Consider the following 22,498-nt stretch of genomic DNA (forward strand, 5'->3'; position numbering starts at 1 on the left):
CATGAAAATCGTCTCGCTCAGCGATGCGCCACAGTTTGCCGATCAGGTCATCGACTGGCAGTGGCGCGCATTTGGTGAAGCCAGTAGCCGCGACTTTTTCGCCAGTGTGGTGAACAGCAGCCTGAATGGTGCTGATTTCCCTGTCACCTTTGTCGCCGTTGAGACAGGCAGGGCGGTCGGCACGGTGGGATTCTGGCGCTGCGACCTCATCAGCCGTCAGGATCTTTTCCCGTGGCTGGCGGCGCTCTATGTTGATGAGTCGGCGCGCGGCAAAGGCGTCAGTGAGGCGCTGCAGCAGCATGTCATTGCTTATGCACAGGCGCGTGGCTATCCACGGTTGTGGTTATGGTCAACGTTTGAAGGTTACTACGAACGGTCTGGCTGGCTGCCGCAGGGGGAAGCGCTGGAGTATCCCGATAAGCCGGTAAAACTCTATTATCGCGAACTGTAAGAGAGGCCAGCCGCCATAATGGCAGCTGGCAAAGAAGAGCTTAGGGTGCCGGATAGGTATAACGACGGTGGATCGCCTCAATGCCTTCCAGAATTTCTGCATTTAAGGTGAGATTGAAACTGTCGATATTGACCTGCAGCTGCTCAAGCGTGGTGGCTCCCAGCAGCGTACTGGCGACAAACGGCTGCTGACGCACATAGGCGAGCGCCATCTGCGACGGGTCGATCTGATGCTGATGAGCCAGCGCCACATATTCGGCAATCGCCTTTTGTGACTGCTCGCCGCTGTAGCGGGTAAAGCGGCTGAACAGCGTGTTGCGTGCACCCGCAGGCTGCGCGCCATTCAGGTATTTGCCGCTCAGCGTACCAAACGCCAGGCTGGAATACGCCAGCAGCTCTACGCCTTCATGCTGGCTGATTTCGGCCAGACCCACTTCAAAGCTGCGGTTCAGCAGGCTGTAGGGATTCTGGATGCTGACGATGCGCGGCAGTTCATGTTTCTCAGCGAGCTGCAGATAGCGCATCACGCCCCACGCAGTTTCGTTCGATACCCCGATATAGCGAATCTTACCGGCGCGCACCTGTTCGGCCAGCGCTTCCAGCGTCTCCAGCAGCGTTACCTGCGCGGTGGTCTCGCTGTACTGATAGCCCAGCTTGCCAAAATAGTTGGTCTGACGCTGCGGCCAGTGCAGCTGATAGAGGTCAAGGTAGTCGGTATTCAGGCGTTTCAGGCTGGCATCCAGTGCCGCGCGGATGTTTTTACGGTCCAGCGCCATATCCGGGCGGATCGACGCATCATTGCCGCGCGAAGGTCCGGCGACTTTACTGGCCAGAATGATTTTATCGCGGCTGCCGCGCTGCTTGAGCCAGCTGCCAATATAGTGTTCGGTCAGACCCTGGGTTTCCGGGCGCGGGGGCACCGGATACATCTCGGCGGTATCAATAAAGTTGATGCCGGAACGGAGTGCTAAATCCAGTTGAGCATGGGCGTCGGCTTCGCTGTTCTGTTCGCCAAACGTCATGGTGCCCAATCCCAGCTGACTCACTTCCAGCGTGCTGTGAGGAATACGATGATAGTGCATTGCCAGCTTCCTTTTCTTTATGGAATGGAATGTTGTGTTCTCAGGGACTATAGCGCGAGCAATGGCGGGGAAGGAAGGGGGAAAAGTCGGGGAAATCACCTGCCAGCGGGGAATCGGCGGCAGGTGATTAAATCGGGCAATTAACGTTCAATGATCGTTGAGACCTCATCGCTGTTAATCTGCACCATATGGCCCGTCTGGTCGGTGTACTCCACCAGGCCGGTCTCTTTATCAATGCTCGGCTTGCCTTCGGTCATGATCATCCGGCCATCTTTGGTCGCCATAACATAATCAGAACTGCATCCACTTAAGAATGCGGCGGTTACCATCACCAGTGCTACTCCTGCCAACCCTTTCATCACGCCTTATCCTCACAAATGGTCAAGTGCAAACAGTGTAGTAATAAATGGTTTTGCCGGCAGGGTTAATCGCAGAAATCTGAAAGTAACCGGGCGAGCAGGCTCGCCCTTGACTTTATCAGGCGTGCTTTTTCTTACTGCGCATCAGGTTAAGGCACTCAACCGCCATCGAGAAGAACATCGCGAAATAAATGTAACCTTTTGGTACATGGACCGCAAAACTCTCCAGAATCAGGGTAAAACCGACCAGAATCAGGAAAGAGAGCGCCAGCATTTTCACCGACGGATGGCGTTCAACAAATTCACCAATGGCACGTGCGGCGAACATCATCATCAGTACCGCAATCACGACGGCCGCCATCATAATAAACAGATGATCGGAGAGGCCGATCGCGGTTATCACGGAGTCCAGGCTGAAAATAATGTCCAGCATCATGATCTGCACAATCGCGCCGAGGAACGAATGGACGCGGGTGTTGTGTTCGCCTTCGCTGCCTTCGATCGTTTCATGGATCTCCATGCTCGATTTCCATAGCAGGAACAGGCCACCAGACAGCAGAATCAGATCGCGCGCCGAGAAGGCATGATCCATCAGCGTAAACAGCGGGTTAGTCAGACGGGCAACCCACGCGATAGAGGCCAGCAGGCCAAGACGCATCAGCATCGCGCCCATCAGACCAATGCGGCGTGCGCTGGCTTGCTGGTGCTTTGGCAGTTTAGCGACCACCAGCGACAGGAAAATGATGTTATCAATACCCAGCACCACCTCAAGGATGGTCAGGGTGCCCAGCGCCAGCCAGGCGTTGGGATCAGAAATCCACTCAAACATACCGACATTCAATCCTAAACGAAAAGTAAACGGCGATTATACGCATTCAATTCACCGATCTCCCACATAATTGCGACATCTCAGCGCGAGAGGCGCGGTTCAGAGGAGAAAATGCCGCGCCAGCAGTGGCCCGGTGAAGCTCTTTTTGAGGTAGAAGCCGCGCGGCAGCGTCATGATGGGCTGGCCCTGATCGCCAATCCCCTCTGTCAGCGCCTTACTGTTGGCAGCTTTAGGACGGATCTGCAGCCAGGCACCATGTCGTGCGGTAATCTGCTCAACACGTCCCAGCACAATCATGTCCATCAGCTCTTCCCAGTCCTGTCGCAGCATCTCATCTTCTTCCGCATCCGGACTCCATAACAGCGGCGCGCCCACACGACGTTCCCGTAGCAGAATCTCACGCTCGCCTTCAACCGGGATCCACAACACCCGCGCCAGCTTGTGACGCACATGGCTGGTAAGCCAGGTGACGCCGCTGTTGCCGGTCAGCGGTGCAACGCAGACAAAGGTGGTTTCCAGCGGTTTTCCCTGCGCATCAATCGGGATCGTTTTCAGTTCAATACCCAGATGGGCAAAGTCCTGTTCCGCCTTACTGCCCGCGCTGGCACCAAGATGCCACTCCAGCAGCATGCCGACCCAGCCTTTATCGCGTTTAAGATCCGCAGGCATGGACAGACCGGCGCGGGCGGCCAGCGTTTCCAGCGTTAATCCGGCTAAATCCTGCGCGCGTGCCAGCAGGCTGGCCTCATCTTCGGGTGGTCCTGGCAGATAACTCATGATGATGACTCGCAATGATTAAAATTTGTACAGTGACGGCCGGGTATATCTTTTCGCTAAAATAAACCACGTCAGGGATCGATAATAACATGATAGATCATGCTTTTTTTAGTGGATCTCACGCTCCCCATCAGCGGGCACTCAGGGTTATCCCAGCTTACGCGCAACAATGAACAGGATCTCCAGCCCGGTTATCCACAGAAAAATGGGATAACCCCCGTTTCTGTGCGGTACTGGTTCCATTTACAGCCTTGACTTTTCCCGATCTGAGCATAATTTCGCCTCTCTGGCCTAACCCTGAGCGATTAACTGTGGATAAAAAGCAGTGTGCTTATATTTTAAGCAATTGTCAGTTGCCGCGAAAATATCCGCGTTTTATGAAAGTTTTATGGCTGGCAGGATCGATTTAATTTTATTAAAAATCATAGTGATGAGCTGTTAACTCTTTTAGGCTCGCGTGTGACCTCAGAAAAGGTTATTCAGTTAACTCCCGCGTTCTGCACAAAGCTATCCACAGAAAAGGTGAATAAGATCGATCTTTTCCGCGGTCTTTGTTTATAACTTTGCCATTTTCTGTGAGTTATCCCTGTGCCGGTGGCTTAACCCCCCATGAATCCAGTGGTTTACCGCCTGTAAGGAGTGTGAAACAATCAGCGCATTCAAATTTTGCTTTGAGGTAGTCCGGTGATCGATGATGATGGCTACCGCCCGAATGTTGGTATCGTAATCTGTAACCGGCAGGGACAAGTGTTATGGGCCAGGCGCTTTGGACAGCACTCCTGGCAATTTCCTCAGGGAGGCATCAATCCCGGTGAAACCGCAGAACAGGCGATGTATCGCGAACTGTTCGAAGAGGTCGGCTTACACCGGAAAGATGTTCGAATACTTGCCTCTACCCGCAACTGGTTGCGTTACAAGTTGCCAAAACGTTTGGTGCGTTGGGACACAAAGCCGGTATGTATCGGCCAGAAACAAAAGTGGTTTCTTCTGCAGTTAATGTGTAATGACGCGGATATCAATGTGCAGCACAGCAGCACGCCGGAGTTTGACGGCTGGCGCTGGGTCAGTTTCTGGTATCCGGTGCGTCAGGTTGTCTCCTTTAAGCGCGACGTTTATCGTCGGGTCATGAAGGAATTCGCTGGCGTGGTGATGTCTATGCAGGAGAGTGCGGGGCAGCGAAATAATCCTGCCCATCGACGTAAGAGAGGATAGGCCACGCCCTTTATGCTCACTCAGTTGCGCGAAATTGTAGAAAAAGTGGCGAGTGCGCCGCGTCTCAATGAAGCACTCGACATCCTGGTCAATGAGATCTGTCTGGCGATGGATACGGAAGTCTGTTCCGTTTACCTCGCCGACCAGGACCGTCGCTGCTATTACCTGATGGCGACGCGCGGACTCAAAAAACCGCGTGGACGAACCGTAACGCTGGCGTTTGACGAAGGTATCGTCGGTTTAGTGGGCCGTCTGGCCGAACCGATCAACCTTGCTGACGCCCAGAGTCACCCCAGCTTTAAATATATCCCCGCAGTAAAAGAGGAGCGCTATCGCTCCTTCCTCGGCGTGCCTGTGATCAGCCGTCGCCAGCTTCTTGGCGTGCTGGTCGTGCAGCAGCGTGAACACCGTCAGTTTGATGAAAGCGAAGAGTCATTCCTGGTCACGCTGGCTACCCAGATGGCGGCGCTGCTGTCGCAATCTCAGATGGGCCAGCTGTTTGGCCAGTTCCGCCAGACGCGGGTGCGCGCGATTGCAGCAGCACCAGGTGTCGCGGTGGCGCCAGGCTGGGTCGATGAAACGCAGCCTCTGCTCGATCAGGTATCGGCCGCTTCAACGCTGGATGTTCAGCGTGAACGTGAGCGTCTGTCGCTCGCCATGAGCGAAGCAACCAATGAATTTCGCCGTTTCAGCAAACGTTTCAGCGCCAGCGCACAGAAAGAGAGCGCGGCCATTTTCGATCTCTACTCTCACCTGTTAACCGATGCCCGCCTGAAGAAAGATCTGTTCGATGAGATCGAGCGCGGATCCGTCGCCGAATGGGCGGTAAAACAGGTGATCGAGAAGTTTGCTGAACAGTTCGCGAGCCTGACGGACAACTACCTGCGAGAACGTGCAGGCGATTTGCGGGTACTGGGCCAGCGTCTGCTGTTCCACCTCGATGACACGCTGGTTGGCACTAATGCCTGGCCGGAACGCTTCGTGCTGGTGGCCGATGAGCTGACCGCCACCACCCTGGCTGAACTGCCGCAGGAGCGGCTGGCTGGCGTGGTGGTGCGTGACGGCGCAGCCAACTCCCACGCGGCGATCCTGACCCGTGCCATGGGGATCCCGACGGTCATGGGCGCTGACATCCAGCCTCATCAGCTCAACAAACGGCTGCTGATCGTCGATGGTTATCGCGGTGAGCTGTTGATCGATCCTGAGCCGGTGCTGGTGCAGGAGTATCAGCGGCTGATCAGCGAAGAGAACGCGCTGAGCAAAATGGCGGAAGGCGTGGTCGATCAGCCGGGTGAGCTGAAAAGTGGCGAACGCGTGCAGGTGATGCTGAATGCTGGCTTAAGCCCGGAACATGAGCAGACGGTGGGCGACTGGGTGGATGGCATCGGCCTCTACCGCACCGAAATCCCGTTTATGCTGCAGAATGGCTTCCCCTCCGAAGAGGAGCAGGTAGCCCAGTATCAGGGCATGTTGCAGCTGTTTCGCAACAAGCCGGTGACGCTGCGAACGCTGGATGTGGGTGCCGATAAACAGCTGCCTTACATGCCGATCAGCGAAGAGAATCCCTGCCTGGGCTGGCGCGGCATTCGCCTGACGCTGGATCAGCCGGAAATCTTCCTGGTGCAGGTTCGTGCGATGCTGCGTGCCAACGCCGCCTCCGGCAACCTCAGTATTCTGCTGCCGATGATCAGTCATATCGACGAGATCGACGATGCAAAAGAGCTGATCGATCGCGCCGGACGCGAAGTGGAAGAGATGCTGGGCTTCCCGATTCCCAGGCCGCGTATCGGTATCATGATCGAAGTGCCGTCGATGCTGTTTATGATCCCACATCTGGCGTCACGGGTCGATTTTGTCTCGGTCGGCACCAACGACCTGACGCAGTATCTGCTGGCGGTGGACCGCAACAACACCCGCGTTGCAAACCTTTATGACTCGCTGCATCCGGCGATGCTGCGCGCGCTGAATGCGATTGCGCAGGAAGCCCGCCTGGCCAATCTGGAATTGTGCCTGTGTGGTGAAATGGCGGGCGATCCGATGTGCGTCGCACTGCTGGTCGGCCTGGGGTATCACCATCTCAGCATGAACGGTAAAAACGTACCGCGCGTGAAGTACCTGCTGCGTCATCTGGATCACGAAGAAGCGCAGAAGCTCAGTGAGCAGGGGATGAATGCCCACACCGCCACGGAAGTGCGCCATCTGGTATCTACCTTTATGGAGCGGCGGGGGTTAGGTGGTTTGATTCGCGGTGGTCGCTAACTACGAGGCTCGGCGGATTATTCGCGTTTACATTTGCAAGACAATTCAGAAAACCGGCTGTGCTATTATGCGCAGCCTTAATTTATGTGCCTGACAATGCCCCTTTTCAGGGTTGAAAAATAGACGGTGAATGATGAATAACGGCTATATTGCATTTCCGCAGTTCGATCCGGTGATCTTCTCGATCGGACCGGTTTCGCTTCACTGGTACGGTCTGATGTATCTGGTGGGCTTTGTTTTCGCCATGTGGCTGGCTGTACGCCGCGCCAATCAGCCTGGCAGCGGCTGGAAAAAAGAGGAAGTTGAGAACCTGCTTTACGCCGGTTTCCTGGGGGTCTTCCTGGGCGGACGTATCGGCTATGTCCTGTTCTACAACTTACCGCTGTTCCTGGAAAATCCCCTCTATCTGTTCAAAGTCTGGGATGGCGGCATGTCATTCCACGGCGGCCTGATCGGGGTGATTGTGGTGATGCTGGTCTTTGCCCGCCGCACTAAGCGTCATTTCTTCCAGGTCGCTGATTTCATTGCGCCGCTGATCCCGTTTGGTCTGGGTGCCGGTCGTCTTGGTAACTTCATTAACGGCGAACTCTGGGGCCGTGTCGATCCGGGCTTCCGCTATGCCATGCTGTTCCCCGGTTCACGCAGCGAAGATGTCGCGCTGGCCGCCACCAATCCGCAATATCAGGAACTGCTCAACACCTACGGTGTGCTGCCGCGTCATCCTTCACAGCTGTATGAACTGGCGCTGGAAGGCGTGGTGCTGTTCATCATCCTGAACCTGTTTATTCGCAAGCCACGCCCGATGGGCAGCGTCTCTGGTCTGTTCCTGATTGGCTACGGCGCGTTCCGTATTATCGTTGAGTTCTTCCGCCAGCCGGATGCGCAGCTTGGCCTGTTTGAAGGCGGAATCAGTATGGGACAGATCCTCTCTGTGCCGATGATTGTTGCCGGTATTATTATGATGATCTGGGCGTATCGTCGTCGCCCGCAACCACAATTTCGCGAGGAAAAATGAAACAGTATCTGGATTTAATGCAACATGTGCTGCACGAAGGCACACCAAAAGCTGACCGTACCGGAACCGGTACGCTTTCAATTTTTGGTCACCAGATGCGTTTCAATCTGCAGGATGGTTTTCCGCTGGTCACCACGAAGAAATGCCATATCCGCTCCATCATTCATGAGCTGCTGTGGTTCCTGAAAGGGGACACCAACATCGGTTATCTCAGGGAAAACAACGTCTCAATCTGGAATGAGTGGGCAGATGAGAATGGCGATCTTGGCCCGGTGTATGGCAAGCAGTGGCGCAGCTGGGGAACGGCCAGCGGTCAGGAAATTGACCAGTTAAGCCAAGTGATGGAACAGCTGAAGCGCGATCCTGACTCTCGCCGGATTATCGTTTCTGCGTGGAACGTCGGTGAACTCAGCGAGATGGCACTGGCTCCTTGCCACGCGTTCTTCCAGTTCTATGTGGCAGACGGCAAGCTCTCATGCCAGCTTTATCAGCGCTCGTGCGACATCTTCCTGGGTCTGCCGTTTAACATCGCCAGCTACGCGTTGCTGGTGCATATGGTGGCGCAGCAGTGCGATCTGCAGGTGGGCGACTTCGTCTGGACCGGCGGTGATACGCACCTCTACAGCAACCATCTGGAGCAGGCGCGCTTGCAGCTGACTCGCGAACCGCGTCCGTTGCCAAAGCTGGTGATCAAACGCAAACCGGCGTCACTGTTTGACTATCAGTTCGACGATTTCGAAATTGAAGGCTACGATCCGCACCCCGCGATCAAAGCTCCTGTCGCTATCTGATTCGCGATAAAAGATAACGCCCTGGCAACGTTGCCGGGGCTTTTTTTTTGTCCACACACCGCTAAATCTGCGGCATCGCTCGCACGCTTCTGACACTGCCTGTGTGTGGCGAAGATTCTCTGCGGCACGCTTTCCAGCCTGAGATCGCTCACCTTGTTTCGCCTGTCCTTAGTCCGCACTCTGACGCCATGAAAACAGCACACTTACGTGGTTTTACCCTGCCGGAGCTGCTGCTGGTGATGGTGATTGCCGGCCTGATGAGTCTGGCTGCGCTGCACGGCTGGCAGCGCTGGCAACAGCGGCAGCAACTACGCGACAGCGCTCAGCAATTGCAGGGATTCCTGCTGCGGCTGCGCGCCCAGGCTAACCGGCAAAATAGCGACCTGGTTTTATGGTCACAGCCTGGCGATCCCTGGTGCATTGGTGCCGGAAGCCGCCCCGTTGCGGGTTGTGATCACGGGAGACGGCTGCATTTCCTGGCGCCGCACCCGGGTGTTGAGCTCTATGGCATCCGGGGGGAACCAGGCTTCTATGGCCGCCGCAATGTCGCTAAAGCGGGCAGTATTGAACTGGGGAATAGCGCCGGACGTATACGGCTGATTATCTCGGCCAGAGCCCGTATTCGCCTCTGCATGACCGATGAGGAGACGTGCCGTTGAAAAGCGCCGGATTCAGCCTGCTGGAGATGCTGATCGCCATGGCAATCAGCGCCGTCGTGATGCTCAGTGTGGGCCGTTTTCTGCCGTTGCTGCTGGCGGAAAACGCGGCCGTGCTGCAACGGGCGCAGCTGCGGCAGGAGCTACAGCAGATAATGGCGACGCTGGAAAAGGCGGTGCGACGGGCCGGTTATTGTCACGGCGAGTGTGGCAGTGGCGCACTGAAAATCAGTGAGAACTGTCTGCTGCTGCGCTGGGACGAGAACAGCAACGGCAAATGGGAGGCGGTAAGCCATGCAGAGAGTGACTACTACGGTTATCGCCTGCGGCAGCAGCAGCTTGAGATGCAGCGTGGTGTTGACCAGTGCCAGTCAGCAGGCTGGGAGCGGCTCTCCGATCCCGCGTTCATGACGCTGGAGCAGTTCAGTGTCAGCCAGCAGCGCATTCAGGTCAGGATAGTGCTGCAGGGGCGGGCCGGTCGCTGGCTTGAAACCGTGGAGAGCTGGGTTGAGGGAGAGAACCTGTGAAGCAGCGAGGCAGCAGCGCGCTGGGCATGGTGTTGATGATTATGGTCATCGGCAGCTTTACGCTGCACGCCAGCCGAAAGATGTCAGAGCAGGGAATGCGACTGCTGGCCGATGAACAGCAGTTTGTGCAGGATTTCTGGCGGGCGCAGTCGGCGCTACAGTGGGGCTTATCCCTGAGCTGGCCAGCCAGTGAGGCGGCCCGCTGTCAGGAGGATGATCGCCAGGGCTGGCGCAGCTGTTTATTACGAGGTGAAGAGGATGAAGGTCTGCTTAAAGGTGAGGCGAGCAGCAGTGGTATGGCGGTCTGGCATTGGGTCCGGTTACAGGGGAATCAGGTTACTGCACTGCCGCACGGCTGGATTGACTATTGCCCGCTCACGCCGCCGGCAACCTGCCTGTAAGTGCGGTGGATTCAGCTTGCCGGAAGTGTTGTTTGCTCTGCTGTTAATGGCATTAAGCAGTAGCACCCTGTTGCACTATCATCGCGCACTGGCACTGGGATTCAGCCAGCAGTGGTATCAGCGTGAGGCATGGCGGGTTGCTGAACAACGTCTGGCAGGGCATGAAGTGGCAGGCTGGAAATCCACGCTGCAACAACAGAGCGGCCCCTCGGGCTGCACTCTGGAGCGGGCTGAAGTCACGGGGCCTTATCAGCGCAGTGCCACCCTGACACGACTGCGCTGTTAAACGTCGCGGGTCGCCCTTTTAATGGGTTTCAACCGCGATACGCGGTAAAGTGACAGAGCCGCAATACCGCAGTCATGTTCTGAGTTATCACAGGAGTTTTCATGTTTCACGTTTATCACTCAAATCAGCTTGATGTGCTGAAGATTCTGGCGGCTGCGGTGATTAAACATGATCCTCTTGATGATCCGTTCGCCTCAGAAATGGTGCTGGTGCAGAGCCCGGGTATGGCGCAGTGGCTGCAAATGGAGCTGGCGCAAACCTTTGGTATTGCGGCCAATATCGAATTTCCGTTGCCCGCCAGTTTTATCTGGGAGATGTTCGTCCGCGTACTGCCCGATATCCCGGTAGAAAGTGCCTTCAGTAAGGCCAGCATGGGCTGGAAGCTGATGCACCGTCTGCCGGTGATGCTGGAGCATGAAGAGTTCACCTCTTTACGCCACTATCTCCATGACGACGGCGACAAGCGAAAACTGTTTCAGCTCAGCTCCCGCGTGGCCGATCTGTTCGACCAGTATCTGGTCTATCGTGCCGACTGGCTCAACAGCTGGGAGCGCGGCGAAACCATTGAGGGGCTGGGCGATGCGCAGCGCTGGCAGGCCGCACTCTGGCGCGATCTGGTGAGTTATACCCAGGCGCTGCGTCAGCCTGAATGGCACCGTGCCAACCTCTATTCGCGATTTATCCAGACGCTGGAGCAGGCGAAAAGCACGCCGGAAAATCTGCCTAAGCGGGTCTTCATCTGTGGCATCTCTGCGCTGCCGCCGGTCTATCTGCAGGCGTTGCAGGCGCTGGGACGTCACATCGACATCCATCTGCTGTTCACCAATCCCTGCCGCGATTACTGGGGCGATATTCAGGACTATGCGTTTCTGGCGAAACTGCAAAGCCGTCAGCGCCGACGTCATGGTGCCGATGAATCTCGCGGACTCTTCAGGGATGCAGAGCAGGCACCGGCGCTGTTTAACGATGCTGGCGAACAGCAGCTGACCAACCCGTTGCTCGCCTCCTGGGGCAAGCTGGGCCGCGATAACCTGTTTCTGCTCAGTCAGATGGAGTCGAACGACGACATTGATGCATTTGTAGATGTGGAGCCGGACAACCTGCTGCACTGTATGCAACACGATCTTCTCAACCTGCAGGATAACGCCGTCATCGGACTGAATGCGGCAGAACTGGCGCACAGCGATCAGAAGCGCTGCCTTGATCCGGCGGATCGCTCAATTGCGGTGCAGGTCTGTCACAGCGCCCAGCGTGAAGTCGAAGTACTGCAGGATCATCTGCTGGCGATGATGGAGGCCGACCCGACGCTGAAAGCCCGCGACATCATCGTCATGGTGGCGGATATCGACGCCTACGCGCCTTTTATTCAGGCCGTGTTCGCCAACGCACCTGCCGATCGTTATCTGCCTTTTGCGATTTCAGATCGCCGCGCCAGTCAGGCTCATCCGGCCATTGTGGCATTTCTGCATCTGCTGGCGCTGCCGGACAGCCGTTTTGTCTCGGAGGATGTGCTGGCACTGCTGGATGTCCCGGCGCTGGCTTCGCACTTCTCCATTGATGAAAGCGGCCTGCGCTTACTGCGGCGCTGGGTCAGTGAGTCGGGTATTCGCTGGGGGCTGGATGATGCCAGCGTCGAAGCCCTGTCACTCCCGATTACCGGCCAGCACACCTGGCGCTTTGGCCTGCAGCGTATGCTGCTGGGCTATGCGATGGAGAGCCATAACGGTGACTGGGAAGGGATTCTGCCTTATGACGAGTCGAGTGGTCTGGTGGGGGAACTGGCTGGCCATCTGGCAGAGCTGCTCTCCCGGCTTAATAACTGGCGACAGCTGCTGGCTGAACCCCGGCCACTGACGGCCTGGCTGCCCCTGTGCCGGGAACTGCTGAACGCCTTTTTCAGCCCCGATGCAGAAACCGAGGCCGCCTTGTTACTGGTGGAAGAGCAGTGGCAGCAATTGATTGAATATGGCATGGATGCCCGGTTTGAAGAGGCGATTCCGGTGGCGCTGTTACGCGATGATCTGCGCAGCCGCCTTGATCAGCAGCGTATCAGCCAGCGATTCCTCGCGGGTCAGATTAACTTCTGTACCCTGATGCCGATGCGCTCCATTCCTTTTCAGCTGGTCTGTCTGCTGGGCATGAACGACGGCGTCTATCCGCGCACCTTAGCGCCGTTAGGCTTTGATCTGATGCAGCAGCAGTCCCGTAAAGGCGACCGCAGCCGCCGTGATGATGACCGCTATTTGTTCCTTGAAGCGATGATCTCGGCACAGCAGCAGCTCTACATTAGTTATATCGGCCGGGCGATTCAGGACAATACGGAACGCTACCCTTCGGTGCTGGTCACAGAACTGCTGGATTACATCGGACAGAGTTTTTATCTGGAGGGTGATGGTCATCTGGAGCTGGATGAGAGTGCCGGGCGGGTGCGGATGCACCTGCAGCACCTGCACAGCCGTATGCCGTTTGCTGCGGAGAATTTCCAGCCAGCGGCCAGACTACAGAGTTTTGCTCGTGAGTGGCTGCCTGCCGCGCAGGGAGCGGGGCAGCCCCAGCCCGATTTTGTTCAGCCGCTGGAAGCGCCACTCATTGATGCGCTGACTCTGGAGGCGTTTCTGCGCTTCTGGCGACATCCGGTGCGTGCCTGGTTCCATCAGCGGCTTGGCGTGAGTTTCTGGCTGGAGGAGAACGAATTGCCCGACAGCGAGCCGTTTGCCCTCGACAACCTGGAGCGTTATCAGATCAACGCGCAGTTGCTGAATGCCCTGGTCGAAGGCGAGGATACCCAGCGGCTCTATGCGCACCATCGTGCGGCCGGAAATCTGCCCTACGGCGCATTCGGTGAGCTGTTCTGGCAGGCGCAGCACGATGAGATGCAGGAAGTGGCGGCAGAAGTGGTGACGCAGCGCAGCGACGGCGAGAGCTGGGAAGTAAATCTGCAGCTGGAGCAGGTCAGCTTAACCGGCTGGCTGACGCAGGTGCAGGATGATGGATTGCTGCGCTGGCGGCCTGGCGTGCTCAACATGAACGATGGACTGTTGCTCTGGCTGGAGCACCTGGTTTACTGCGCGCTGGGTGGCACCGGCAGCAGCCGGATGTTTGGCCGGCAGCAAAGCCGCTGGTGTTTCCTTGCCGTACCACAGACAGAGGCGATCGCTGCACTGAATGAGTATGTTGCTGGCTATCTCGCCGGTATGCGTCAGCCGCTGATGCTGCTTAACAAGAGCGGCGGCGCGTGGCTCACCGCCAGTTTCGACAAAAAAAGTCAGCAATTACTGACCGATGAGGCCACCCAGCTCAAGGCGCGCAATCGCCTGCTGACGGCCTGGTCAGGCAACTATCAGGTTGAGGGTGAAGGCAGCGATCCCTATCTGCAACGTCTTTGCCGGGTCCTGGATGAAGCACAACTACAGCAGATAACTGAGGCGGCACAGCGCTGGTATTTACCGGTGCTGGCTGCACATCAGGATGATGAATAGCCGATCAGAAGGCATTTTGCTTTCTGACTCATAACACAGAAATTTTGCTCTGCTTTGAGCCGCCGGGTACGACATTGGCGGTTTATCGGGAAACGAGAGGGGTTTACATGCGGGTACACGCACGCTGGATAGCGGCGCTAATGTTAAGCCTGGCGGCTTGCACAGCACAGGCGCAGGCATCTTCAGGCTGGCAGCCAGTTAACGACACCATTCGCAAAAGTGAACAGGATCCTCGTCACTATCAGGCGATCCGGCTGGATAACGGGATGACGGTATTACTGGTTTCCGATCCTGTGGCACCGAAATCGCTGGCGGCGCTGACGCTGCCGATAGGATCGCTGGACGATCCCGATCAGCAGGCGGGCCTGGCGCACTATCTTGAGCATATGGTGCTGATGGGGTCAAAGCGCTACCCGCAGCCGGACAACCTTGCTGAGTTTCTGAAAAAGCATGGCGGCAGCCACAACGCCAGCACGGCCTCTTATCGCACCGCCTTTTATCTGGAAGTCGAAAACGATTCGCTGGAACCGGCGGTTGATCGCCTGGCGGATGCGGTGGCTGAGCCCCTGCTGGATCCGATTAATGCCGATCGCGAGCGGCACGCGGTAAATGCCGAGCTGACCATGGCACGCTCGCGTGATGGCCTGCGTATGGCTCAGGTCGGGGCTGAAACCCTGAACCCTTCGCATCCGGCGTCACGTTTCTCGGGCGGCAATCTTGAAACCCTGAAAGATAAGCCGGGCAGCAAACTGCACCAGGCGCTGCTGGATTTCTATCATACCCATTACTCCGCCAACCTGATGAAGGCGGTGATCTACAGTAACAAGCCGCTGACGGATATGGCGTCGATTGCGGCTAAAACCTTTGGCCGGGTGCAAAACCATGACGCCAGCGTGCCGGAGATTACGGTGCCGGTGGTGACCGATGCACAGCAGGGCATCATCATTCATTACGTTCCGGCGCAGCCGCGCAAGCAGCTCAAAATTGAATTCCGCATTGCGAATAACAGCGATCGCTTCCGCAGCAAAACTGACACGCTGATCAGCTACTTAATCAGTAACCGCAGCAAAAATACTCTGACCGACTGGCTGCAAAAACAGGGGCTGGCCGACGGGGTGAATGCGGGCGCGGACCCGATGACCGAGCGTAACAGCGGCGTGTTTGCGATTACCGCTTCCCTCACGGACAAGGGTCTGGCACAGCGTGACGAAGTGGTGGCGGCGATATTCAGCTACATCAATCTGCTGCGTCAGCAGGCCGATGATAAGCGCTATTTCGATGAAGTTTCACACGTGCTGGCCCTCGACTTCCGCTATCCCTCCATCACCCGCGATATGGATTACATCGAATGGCTGGTCGACACCATGCTGCGCGTGCCGGTTGAACATACGCTGGATGCGCCTTATCTGGCGGATCAGTACGATGCCGCCGCGATTAAAGCCCGGCTGGATGAGATGACCCCGCAGCATGCGCGCATCTGGTACATCAGCCCGCAGGAGCCGCACAACAAAACAGCCTATTTTGTGGATGCCCCTTATCAGGTTGAGAAGATCACGCCGCAAACCTTTGCCGACTGGCAGCAGCGCGCCAGCCAGATTACGCTGTCGATGCCCGTGCTGAATCCGTATATCCCGGATGATTTCACGCTTTTGCCATCAGACGGTAAAACGTATCCGCATCCGGTGAAGCTGGATAACGAAGACGGTATGCGCATTTACTGGATGCCAAGCCGTTATTACGCCAGTGAGCCAAAAGCAGCAATCACCCTGGCGTTACGCAATAAAAATGCCATCAGCGACGCCCGTCAGCAGGTGTTGTTTGGCCTGAATGATTACCTCTCCAGCCTGGCTCTGGACGAGCTTAACTCGCAGGCTTCGGTGGGCGGCATCAGCTTCTCAACCGGTGAAGATGACGGACTGGTGTTCAGCGCCAGTGGCTTCACTCAGCGGCTGCCCGTGCTGCTGAAGAAACTGGTGGAAGGTTATGCCACCTTCCAGCCGACAGAACAGCAGCTGGAGCAGGCCAAATCCTGGTATCTGGAGCGGCTGGACGCGGCGGAAAAAGGCAAGGCGTTTGAGCAGGCGATTCAGCCGATGCAGCTGTTGTCGCAACTGCCTTATACTCAGCGAGAAACCCGCCGCAAGCTGGTCAGCACTATCTCACTCAAGGATGTGACGACCTATCGCGATACGCTGTTCCGCGATGCCACGCCAGAGATGCTGGTGGTGGGTAACCTCAGTGCTGACAGCGTGAAGCAGCTGGGGCATGAGCTTAAGCAGCAGATGCAGAGTAATGCGACCCGCGACTGGCACAGCCAGTATGTGACCATTAAAAAACCGCTGAAAGCTAACCTGCAGCAGCAGGGCAGCAGCACCGACTCCGCCCTTGCCGCGCTCTATGTGCCACTGGGATACGGTGAATATCAGAGCATGGCGCACAGCTCCATGCTGAGCCAGATTGTGCAGCCCTGGTTCTACAATCAGCTGCGAACCAAAGAGCAGCTCGGCTACGCGGTATTTGCCTTCCAGATGCCAGTCGGTCGCCAGTGGGGTATTGGTTTCCTGTTGCAAAGTAACAGCAAACAACCGGGCTGGCTGTTGCAGCGCTATCAGGCCTTCTATCCGCAGGCGGAAAAACGGCTGCGCAGCATGAGCCAGGCAGACTTTGCCCAGTATCAGCAGGCGATGATTAATGATTTACAGCAGCGTCCTCAGACGCTCTTTGAGGAAGCGGATCGCTATAGCCGCGACTTTGATCGGCAGAATGATCAGTTTGATACCCGGCAAAAAATGGCAGAGCAGGTTCAGCGGTTAACCCCGGCCAGCCTGGCCGACTTTTTCCGGCAGGCGGTGATCGAACACAAGGGCATGGTGATGACCTCGCAGATTGCCGGCACCGGCAATGGCAAAGTTGAATTTGCCCGCCAGCCTGGCTGGAAAACCTGGAATGAAGTGGCGCAACTGCAGCAGTCGCTGCCGGTAAAGAGTGAGACCCAATGACGCAGTTACCTCCCGTATCGCTGAATCCTTTAACGCTGCCGCTCAGAGGCGAGCGTCTGATTGAGGCGTCAGCGGGCACCGGAAAAACCTTTACCATTGGTCTGCTCTATCTGCGCCTGCTGCTGGGACTGGGGGGTGAAAACGCGTATAGCCGACCACTCTCGGTAGAAGAAATTTTAGTGGTGACTTTCACCGAGGCCGCCACCGCTGAGTTGCGCGGGCGCATCCGCGAGAATATTCATCAGCTGCGTCTGGCCTGTATTCGCGGCAAAAGCAGCAATCCGATGCACCAGTTACTGCTGGAGCAGATGCCGGATCTAAGTCAGGCCGCCGCGCAGTTGCTGGCGGCTGAACGGCAGATGGATGAAGCCGCCATCTTCACCATTCACGGCTTCTGTCAGCGGATGCTCAATCTCAACGCCTTTGAATCGGGCATGCTGTTTGAGCAGGAGTTGATCGAAGATGAGCAGGCGCTGCTGAAGCAGTCTACCGCCGATTTCTGGCGTCGTCAGTGCTACCCACTGACGCTTGATGTGGCACGCATTATCGCCGCAGAGTGGAGCGGGCCGGACAGCCTGCTGACGACGCTGCGTCCCTGGCTACAGGGTGAATCGCCGGGCCTGAAACGTCCGCCCGCCGCCGGTGAGACGCTGGAGTCACGCCACGCGAGTAATCTGGCACGCATCGAGGCTATCAAGCAGCAGTGGCAGGCGCTCAGCGCCGATGTTGAGGGAATGATCAGCGCATCCGGCGTGGATAAGCGCAGCTACAGCAGCAAACATCTGCCCAACTGGGTCGCCCGCGTCACGCAGTGGGCCAGCAGCGAAACGCTGGATTATCAGTTGCCCAAAGAGTTGGAGCGATTTGGTCAGCAGGTGCTGGATGAGAAAACAAAAAAAGGCGAAGCGCCACGTCATTCACTGTTTGAGGCGATCGATCAGTTCCTGGCCGAACCGCTGTCGCTGCGGGATGTGATCATTGCTCAGGCGCTGACCGATGTGCGCGCCACGGTACAGCGAGAGAAACGGTTACGTGCGCTGTTAGGCTTCGACGATCTGCTCAGTAAGCTGGATGAGGCGCTGCAGCAGCCCGGTGGTGTTTTGCTGGCAGAAACCATCCGGGCACGCTTCCCGGTAGCCCTGATCGATGAATTTCAGGACACCGATCCGCAGCAGTATCGTATCTTCCGCACGCTCTATATTAATCAGCCGGAACAGGCGCTGTTTCTGATTGGCGATCCCAAGCAGGCGATCTATGCGTTTCGCGGCGCGGATATCTTTACCTATCTGCGGGCCAGAAACGAAATCAGTGCTCACTACACACTGGATACCAACTGGCGTTCTTCACCGGAAATGGTAGAGAGCGTCAACCGCCTCTTTTCTCAGCTCGATTCGCCTTTCCTGTTCTCGGCGATTCCCTTTCAGCCGGTTATGCCCGCTGCGCCCAATCAGTCGCTGCGGCTGATTTTTGACGAGCAGCAGCAACCGGCGTTACGGTTCTGGTTGCAGCCTGGCGAGGGCGTCGGTAACAGCGATTACCAGCAGTTTATGGCGCAGCAGTGTGCGGCCGATATCAGCCGCTGGCTGGTGGCCGGACAGCAGGGGCGTGCCTGCCTGGGCAAAGGCGAAGCGCTGCAGCCGGTGCGGGCTTCCGATATTACCGTGCTGGTGCGCAGCCGCAACGAGGCCGGTTTAATTCGCGACGCGCTGAATGCGCTGTCGATTCCTTCGGTCTATCTCTCCAGTCGGGACAGTGTCTATACCACGCCGGAAGCGCGCGAACTGCTCTGGTTACTGCAGGCGATACAGGCACCGGAGCAGGAACGGCTTCTGCGCAGCGCGCTGGCGACTTCTATTTTTGCCATTGACGCGGCAACGCTGGACGAGCTGACACAGAATGAACGGGAGTGGGACGCGCTGGTGGAGCAGTTTGCCGTCTGGCAGCAGCTGTGGCATCAGCGCGGCGTGTTACCGATGCTGCGTGATGTGATGATCAAGCGGCAGCTGGCGGAGAATATGCTGGCCTCGGAGAACGGTGAACGTCGGCTGACAGACCTGATGCATCTGGGTGAACTGCTGCAGGAAGCCTCAGTGCAGCTGGAGAGCCCGCACGCGCTGGTGCGCTTCCTGGCGCAGCAGATTGCCCGGCCAAACAGCCAGGCCTCCAGCCAGCAACTGCGTCTGGAAAGCGACCGCCATCTGGTGCAAATCATCACCATCCATAAATCAAAAGGGCTGCAGTATCCGCTGGTCTGGCTGCCGTTTGCCGCAGGGTTCCGCGAGGCTGCCAGCGCGCTCTATCACGATCGCGAGAATTTCACGGCATTGCTCGATGTGCAGGGCGATGCACAGAGTCTGGCGCTGGCCGAAGAGGAGCGTCTGGCGGAGGATCTGCGTCTGCTCTACGTGGCGCTGACTCGTTCGGTTTATCACTGCAGCGTCGGCATTTCACCGCTGATTAAAGGCACCCGCAAGAAAGAGGGCGAAAGTGATCTGCATAAGAGTGCGCTGGGCTACCTGGTGCAGCAGGGCCAGGCAGCCGATGCGCAGCAGCTCAGCCAGCGACTCAATGCATTAACCGGTGAAGGCATTGCGCTGGTCGAAGAGGATCTGATTCCGGGTGAAATATGGCAGGACGCTGAGCAGGGTGATGAGGCGTTAAGCAGCCGCGACGTGACCCGCGCGCTGGCGGATGTCTGGCGGGTAACGAGTTACTCCGGTCTGCAACAGCATCACAGCTCGCCGCTGCTGGATGCACTTCCGAATTTCGATATCGATGCGGCGGGCGAAGAAGAGAGTGGTGAAGAGGCGGCATTGACGCCGCACCACTTTCCACGTGGTGCGGCACCCGGCACCTTCCTGCACGGCCTGTTCGAGTCGATCGACTTTACTGAGCCGCCGGATCGCATCTGGCTGGAAGATCAGCTGCAGCATAATGGCTATCCACTGAGCTGGTTACCGGTCATTGAACAGTGGATTGATCGGGTGTTACATACGCCGCTCAACGCAGAGGGGCTGACGCTGTCGGCGATCAAAAGCAGCGATCGGCTGATCGAGATGGAGTTTTATCTGCCGATCAACAATCTGCTGACGGCGACCGATCTTGACGATCTGCTGCGGCGGCATGACAGCCTTTCACAGCAGGCTGCTGCTCTGGATTTTCGTCAGGTGCGAGGCATGCTGAAGGGCTTTATCGATCTGGTCTTCCGCTGGCAGGGAAAATATTATCTGCTGGATTACAAATCGAACTGGCTGGGTGATAGTCACGCCGCTTACACCCCAGAGGCGATGGCGCAGGCGATGATTGGTCACCGCTACGATTTACAGTATCAGCTCTATACGCTGGCGCTGCATCGCTATCTGCAGCATCGCCTGCCAGACTACGACTATCGGCGTCACTTTGGTGGCGTGTTTTATCTGTTTTTGCGCGGGATGGATGGCAGCTCACCGGACAACGGTATTTTTGCCACCCGACCGGACGAAGCCTTTGTGGAAGAGATCGATGCACTGTTTGGTGAAACCGGGGAGATGTTATGAGTGACATGCTGAGCCTGTTGCTGCAGGCGGTAGAGAAGCGTCTCCTGCGGCCGCTGGATATTCAGTTTGCCCAGCTGGTGGCGCCGGAATCGCAGCCTGCGCTGCTGCTGGCGGCCGCCTGCGTCAGCGCTGAGGCGGGTGAAGGGCATGTCTGTTTACCACTGAGCAATCTCAGTGAAGCGAACCTCTTTGCCGGGCGTCAGCCTGCGCTGGCTCAGGCCATCTGGCAGGCGGCTGGCGCGCCGGATGACTGGCCAGCACGCTTTGCGGACTGGCCGGCTGTCAGTGACGGCAGCCGGGTGACGCCGCTGGTGCTCAGTAAACAGCGTTTATATCTGCATCGGCTGTGGCAAAGCGAAGGTCGGGTCGCCGACTTCTTTGCGGCACAGGAAGTGAAAACCGCCTTTGATATCAGCGCCGCGGGCGAAATACTTAACACCCTGTTTGGTGACCAGCCGGAGAACTGGCAGAAAATTGCGGCGGCCGTGGCGCTGACCCGCAAGACGGCGGTGATTTCCGGCGGGCCGGGTACCGGCAAAACCACCACGGTAGCGAAACTGCTCGCCGCTCTGATTCGCCTGAATCCTGGCGCGCTGCGTATTCAGCTGGCGGCACCGACCGGTAAAGCCGCCGCGCGGCTGACCGAGTCTCTGGGCCGGGCGCTGCAGGATCTGGCGGTCAGCGATGAAGAGCGGCGGCGTTTTCCCGCCGAAGCCACCACGCTGCATCGCCTGCTGGGCGCGCAGCCCGATACCCAGCGGCTGCGCTATCATGCGGGTAACCCACTGCATCTTGATGTGCTGGTGGTGGATGAAGCGTCGATGGTCGATCTCTCCATGATGGCAAAACTGATCGCCGCGCTGCCTGCGCATGCCCGCGTGGTGTTTCTGGGCGATCGCGATCAGCTGGCCTCTGTTGAAGCCGGGGCGGTGCTGGGTGATATCTGCCGTTGCACAGAAAGCGGCTACAGCCTGGCGCGGGCAGAGCAGCTCGCTCTGCTGACCGGCTGCACTTTGCAGGGCAGTGATGATGCGCAGGCTCCGGCAGTGCGCGACAGCATCTGTCTACTGCAAAAAAGTTATCGTTTTGATGCCTCATCCGGCATCGGCCTGCTGGCCAAAGCAATCAATCAGGGCGATGCAGAGCAGGTCAGGGCAGTGTTTGCTGCGGCTCATGAAGATGTCAGTTACCAGCCGCTGGACAGCGCTGAAACGTATCAGGCGATGCTCGATGAGGTCGCACAGGGCTATCAGCCCTTCCTGCAGCTCATCAGACAGCAGGCACCGCCCGCTGAGGTGATAGCTGCGTTTGGTCGTTATCAGCTGCTTTGTGCGCTTCGTGACGGGCCGTTTGGCGTGCAGGGACTTAACCAGCGCATTGAGCAGCGACTGATGCAGCTGCAGCGCATCCGGCGTCCTGGTATGGGCAGCCGCTGGTATGAAGGACGTCCGGTGATGATTACCCGAAATGACAGCGCGCTCGGCCTGTTTAATGGCGATATCGGCATTACGCTGCGGGATGAAGAGGGCAATCTGAAGGTCTTTTTCCCGCTACCGGATGGGTCGATCAAGGCGATTCAGCCGAGCCGGTTACCTTCACATGAAACCGCCTGGGTGATGACGGTGCACAAATCGCAGGGATCGGAGTTTGAACACACCGCGCTGGTGATGCCGACGCAGTTTCTGCCGGTGCTGACCCGTGAACTGGTCTATACCGCGATTACCCGTGCGCGCAGACAACTGACCATTTACAGCGAACCGGGCGTGTTTCAGCGTGCCGTGCAGCTGCAAACGCAGCGACGCAGCGGTCTGGTGGAGCGACTGGGTGAAACCGGTTAAGA

The 22,498-nt window shown here is 57.3% G+C and carries 17 protein-coding genes; 13 read left to right on the forward strand and 4 right to left on the reverse strand.

What is annotated here, in order from left to right; translation table 11 throughout:
* Nucleotide 1: 1 nt before the first annotated feature.
* Complete coding sequence (locus ACN1CO_RS18545) at nt 2-451, forward strand: GNAT family N-acetyltransferase (protein WP_419140213.1); 450 nt, start codon at nt 2-4, stop codon at nt 449-451.
* Between the two features lie 40 nt (nt 452-491).
* Here ACN1CO_RS18545 and ACN1CO_RS18550 read toward each other — a convergent pair whose 3' ends face one another.
* From ACN1CO_RS18550 to mutH, 4 genes are all read right to left on the reverse strand, one after another.
* A complete protein-coding gene (locus ACN1CO_RS18550) occupies nt 492-1,532 on the reverse strand; it encodes an NADP(H)-dependent aldo-keto reductase (RefSeq protein WP_419140214.1) in 1,041 nt (346 codons plus the stop codon).
* Nucleotides 1,533-1,672: 140 nt separating this feature from the next.
* Nucleotides 1,673-1,891, reverse strand: coding sequence for a YgdI/YgdR family lipoprotein (locus tag ACN1CO_RS18555; protein WP_003853956.1), 219 nt, complete (start codon nt 1,889-1,891; stop codon nt 1,673-1,675).
* A 118-nt stretch (nt 1,892-2,009) separates the two neighbouring features.
* Nucleotides 2,010-2,720 carry a TerC family protein gene (locus ACN1CO_RS18560; RefSeq protein ID WP_419140215.1) on the reverse strand — a complete coding sequence of 237 codons (711 nt, stop codon included), beginning with the start codon at nt 2,718-2,720 and terminating at the stop codon, nt 2,010-2,012.
* A gap of 99 nt (nt 2,721-2,819) precedes the next feature.
* The gene (gene mutH / locus ACN1CO_RS18565) at nt 2,820-3,497 is read right to left on the reverse strand and encodes a DNA mismatch repair endonuclease MutH (RefSeq protein WP_419140216.1); all 678 of its coding nucleotides are present in this window, start codon (nt 3,495-3,497) and stop codon (nt 2,820-2,822) included.
* A gap of 684 nt (nt 3,498-4,181) precedes the next feature.
* Here mutH and rppH point away from each other — a divergent pair.
* The 12 genes from rppH to recD all read left to right on the forward strand — a co-directional run bounded on the left by rppH (nt 4,182) and on the right by recD (nt 22,496).
* A complete protein-coding gene (rppH, locus tag ACN1CO_RS18570; RefSeq protein ID WP_009087042.1) occupies nt 4,182-4,709 on the forward strand; it encodes an RNA pyrophosphohydrolase in 528 nt (175 codons plus the stop codon).
* 12 nt (nt 4,710-4,721) lie between these two features.
* Nucleotides 4,722-6,968, forward strand: a complete 2,247-nt coding sequence (ptsP, locus tag ACN1CO_RS18575; protein WP_419140217.1) for a phosphoenolpyruvate--protein phosphotransferase — start codon at nt 4,722-4,724, stop codon at nt 6,966-6,968.
* A 133-nt stretch (nt 6,969-7,101) separates the two neighbouring features.
* Nucleotides 7,102-7,983, forward strand: coding sequence for a prolipoprotein diacylglyceryl transferase (gene lgt, locus ACN1CO_RS18580; RefSeq protein ID WP_090966301.1), 882 nt, complete (start codon nt 7,102-7,104; stop codon nt 7,981-7,983).
* Nucleotides 7,980-8,774 (forward strand): thymidylate synthase, encoded by a 795-nt coding sequence (gene thyA, locus ACN1CO_RS18585; protein WP_283547170.1) that lies wholly within the window; start codon nt 7,980-7,982, stop codon nt 8,772-8,774. The genes lgt and thyA overlap by 4 nt, the downstream gene beginning before the upstream one ends.
* Nucleotides 8,775-8,962: 188 nt before the next feature.
* Nucleotides 8,963-9,433 (forward strand): prepilin-type N-terminal cleavage/methylation domain-containing protein, encoded by a 471-nt coding sequence (locus ACN1CO_RS18590; RefSeq protein WP_419140218.1) that lies wholly within the window; start codon nt 8,963-8,965, stop codon nt 9,431-9,433.
* Complete coding sequence (locus ACN1CO_RS18595; protein WP_419140219.1) at nt 9,430-9,957, forward strand: prepilin peptidase-dependent protein; 528 nt, start codon at nt 9,430-9,432, stop codon at nt 9,955-9,957. The genes ACN1CO_RS18590 and ACN1CO_RS18595 overlap by 4 nt, the downstream gene beginning before the upstream one ends.
* Nucleotides 9,954-10,358, forward strand: coding sequence for a DUF2509 family protein (locus tag ACN1CO_RS18600; RefSeq protein ID WP_419140220.1), 405 nt, complete (start codon nt 9,954-9,956; stop codon nt 10,356-10,358). Before ACN1CO_RS18595 ends, ACN1CO_RS18600 begins: the two co-directional genes overlap by 4 nt.
* Before the next feature lie 46 nt (nt 10,359-10,404).
* Entirely contained in the window at nt 10,405-10,644 is a 240-nt protein-coding gene (locus ACN1CO_RS18605) for a prepilin-type N-terminal cleavage/methylation domain-containing protein (protein WP_419140290.1), read from the forward strand.
* Between the two features lie 101 nt (nt 10,645-10,745).
* The gene (recC, locus tag ACN1CO_RS18610) at nt 10,746-14,123 is read left to right on the forward strand and encodes an exodeoxyribonuclease V subunit gamma (RefSeq protein ID WP_419140221.1); all 3,378 of its coding nucleotides are present in this window, start codon (nt 10,746-10,748) and stop codon (nt 14,121-14,123) included.
* A 107-nt stretch (nt 14,124-14,230) separates the two neighbouring features.
* Nucleotides 14,231-17,122, forward strand: coding sequence for a pitrilysin (gene ptrA / locus ACN1CO_RS18615; RefSeq protein ID WP_419140222.1), 2,892 nt, complete (start codon nt 14,231-14,233; stop codon nt 17,120-17,122).
* On the forward strand, nt 17,119-20,658 hold the full coding sequence (gene recB, locus ACN1CO_RS18620) for an exodeoxyribonuclease V subunit beta (RefSeq protein WP_419140223.1): 3,540 nt from the start codon (nt 17,119-17,121) through the stop codon (nt 20,656-20,658). The genes ptrA and recB overlap by 4 nt, the downstream gene beginning before the upstream one ends.
* Complete coding sequence (recD, locus tag ACN1CO_RS18625) at nt 20,655-22,496, forward strand: exodeoxyribonuclease V subunit alpha (protein ID WP_419140224.1); 1,842 nt, start codon at nt 20,655-20,657, stop codon at nt 22,494-22,496. The genes recB and recD overlap by 4 nt, the downstream gene beginning before the upstream one ends.
* Nucleotides 22,497-22,498 lie beyond the last annotated feature (2 nt).

Origin of the sequence: Pantoea sp. R13S299, from assembly GCF_048515925.1 — a bacterium.
Taxonomy (GTDB): domain Bacteria; phylum Pseudomonadota; class Gammaproteobacteria; order Enterobacterales; family Enterobacteriaceae; genus Pantoea.

What these genes read in the sequence shown, in the direction of transcription:
- ACN1CO_RS18545 (WP_419140213.1), top strand. Translation starts at nt 2, where the DNA reads ATGAAAATCGTCTCGCTCAGCGATGCGCCACAGTTTGCCGATCAGGTC.
- ACN1CO_RS18550 (WP_419140214.1), bottom strand. Translation starts at nt 1,532, where the DNA reads ATGCACTATCATCGTATTCCTCACAGCACGCTGGAAGTGAGTCAGCTG.
- ACN1CO_RS18555 (WP_003853956.1), bottom strand. Translation starts at nt 1,891, where the DNA reads ATGAAAGGGTTGGCAGGAGTAGCACTGGTGATGGTAACCGCCGCATTC.
- ACN1CO_RS18560 (WP_419140215.1), bottom strand. Translation starts at nt 2,720, where the DNA reads ATGTTTGAGTGGATTTCTGATCCCAACGCCTGGCTGGCGCTGGGCACC.
- mutH (WP_419140216.1), bottom strand. Translation starts at nt 3,497, where the DNA reads ATGAGTTATCTGCCAGGACCACCCGAAGATGAGGCCAGCCTGCTGGCA.
- ptsP (WP_419140217.1), top strand. Translation starts at nt 4,722, where the DNA reads ATGCTCACTCAGTTGCGCGAAATTGTAGAAAAAGTGGCGAGTGCGCCG.
- lgt (WP_090966301.1), top strand. Translation starts at nt 7,102, where the DNA reads ATGAATAACGGCTATATTGCATTTCCGCAGTTCGATCCGGTGATCTTC.
- thyA (WP_283547170.1), top strand. Translation starts at nt 7,980, where the DNA reads ATGAAACAGTATCTGGATTTAATGCAACATGTGCTGCACGAAGGCACA.
- ACN1CO_RS18590 (WP_419140218.1), top strand. Translation starts at nt 8,963, where the DNA reads ATGAAAACAGCACACTTACGTGGTTTTACCCTGCCGGAGCTGCTGCTG.
- ACN1CO_RS18605 (WP_419140290.1), top strand. Translation starts at nt 10,405, where the DNA reads ATGGCATTAAGCAGTAGCACCCTGTTGCACTATCATCGCGCACTGGCA.
- recC (WP_419140221.1), top strand. Translation starts at nt 10,746, where the DNA reads ATGTTTCACGTTTATCACTCAAATCAGCTTGATGTGCTGAAGATTCTG.
- ptrA (WP_419140222.1), top strand. Translation starts at nt 14,231, where the DNA reads ATGCGGGTACACGCACGCTGGATAGCGGCGCTAATGTTAAGCCTGGCG.
- recB (WP_419140223.1), top strand. Translation starts at nt 17,119, where the DNA reads ATGACGCAGTTACCTCCCGTATCGCTGAATCCTTTAACGCTGCCGCTC.
- recD (WP_419140224.1), top strand. Translation starts at nt 20,655, where the DNA reads ATGAGTGACATGCTGAGCCTGTTGCTGCAGGCGGTAGAGAAGCGTCTC.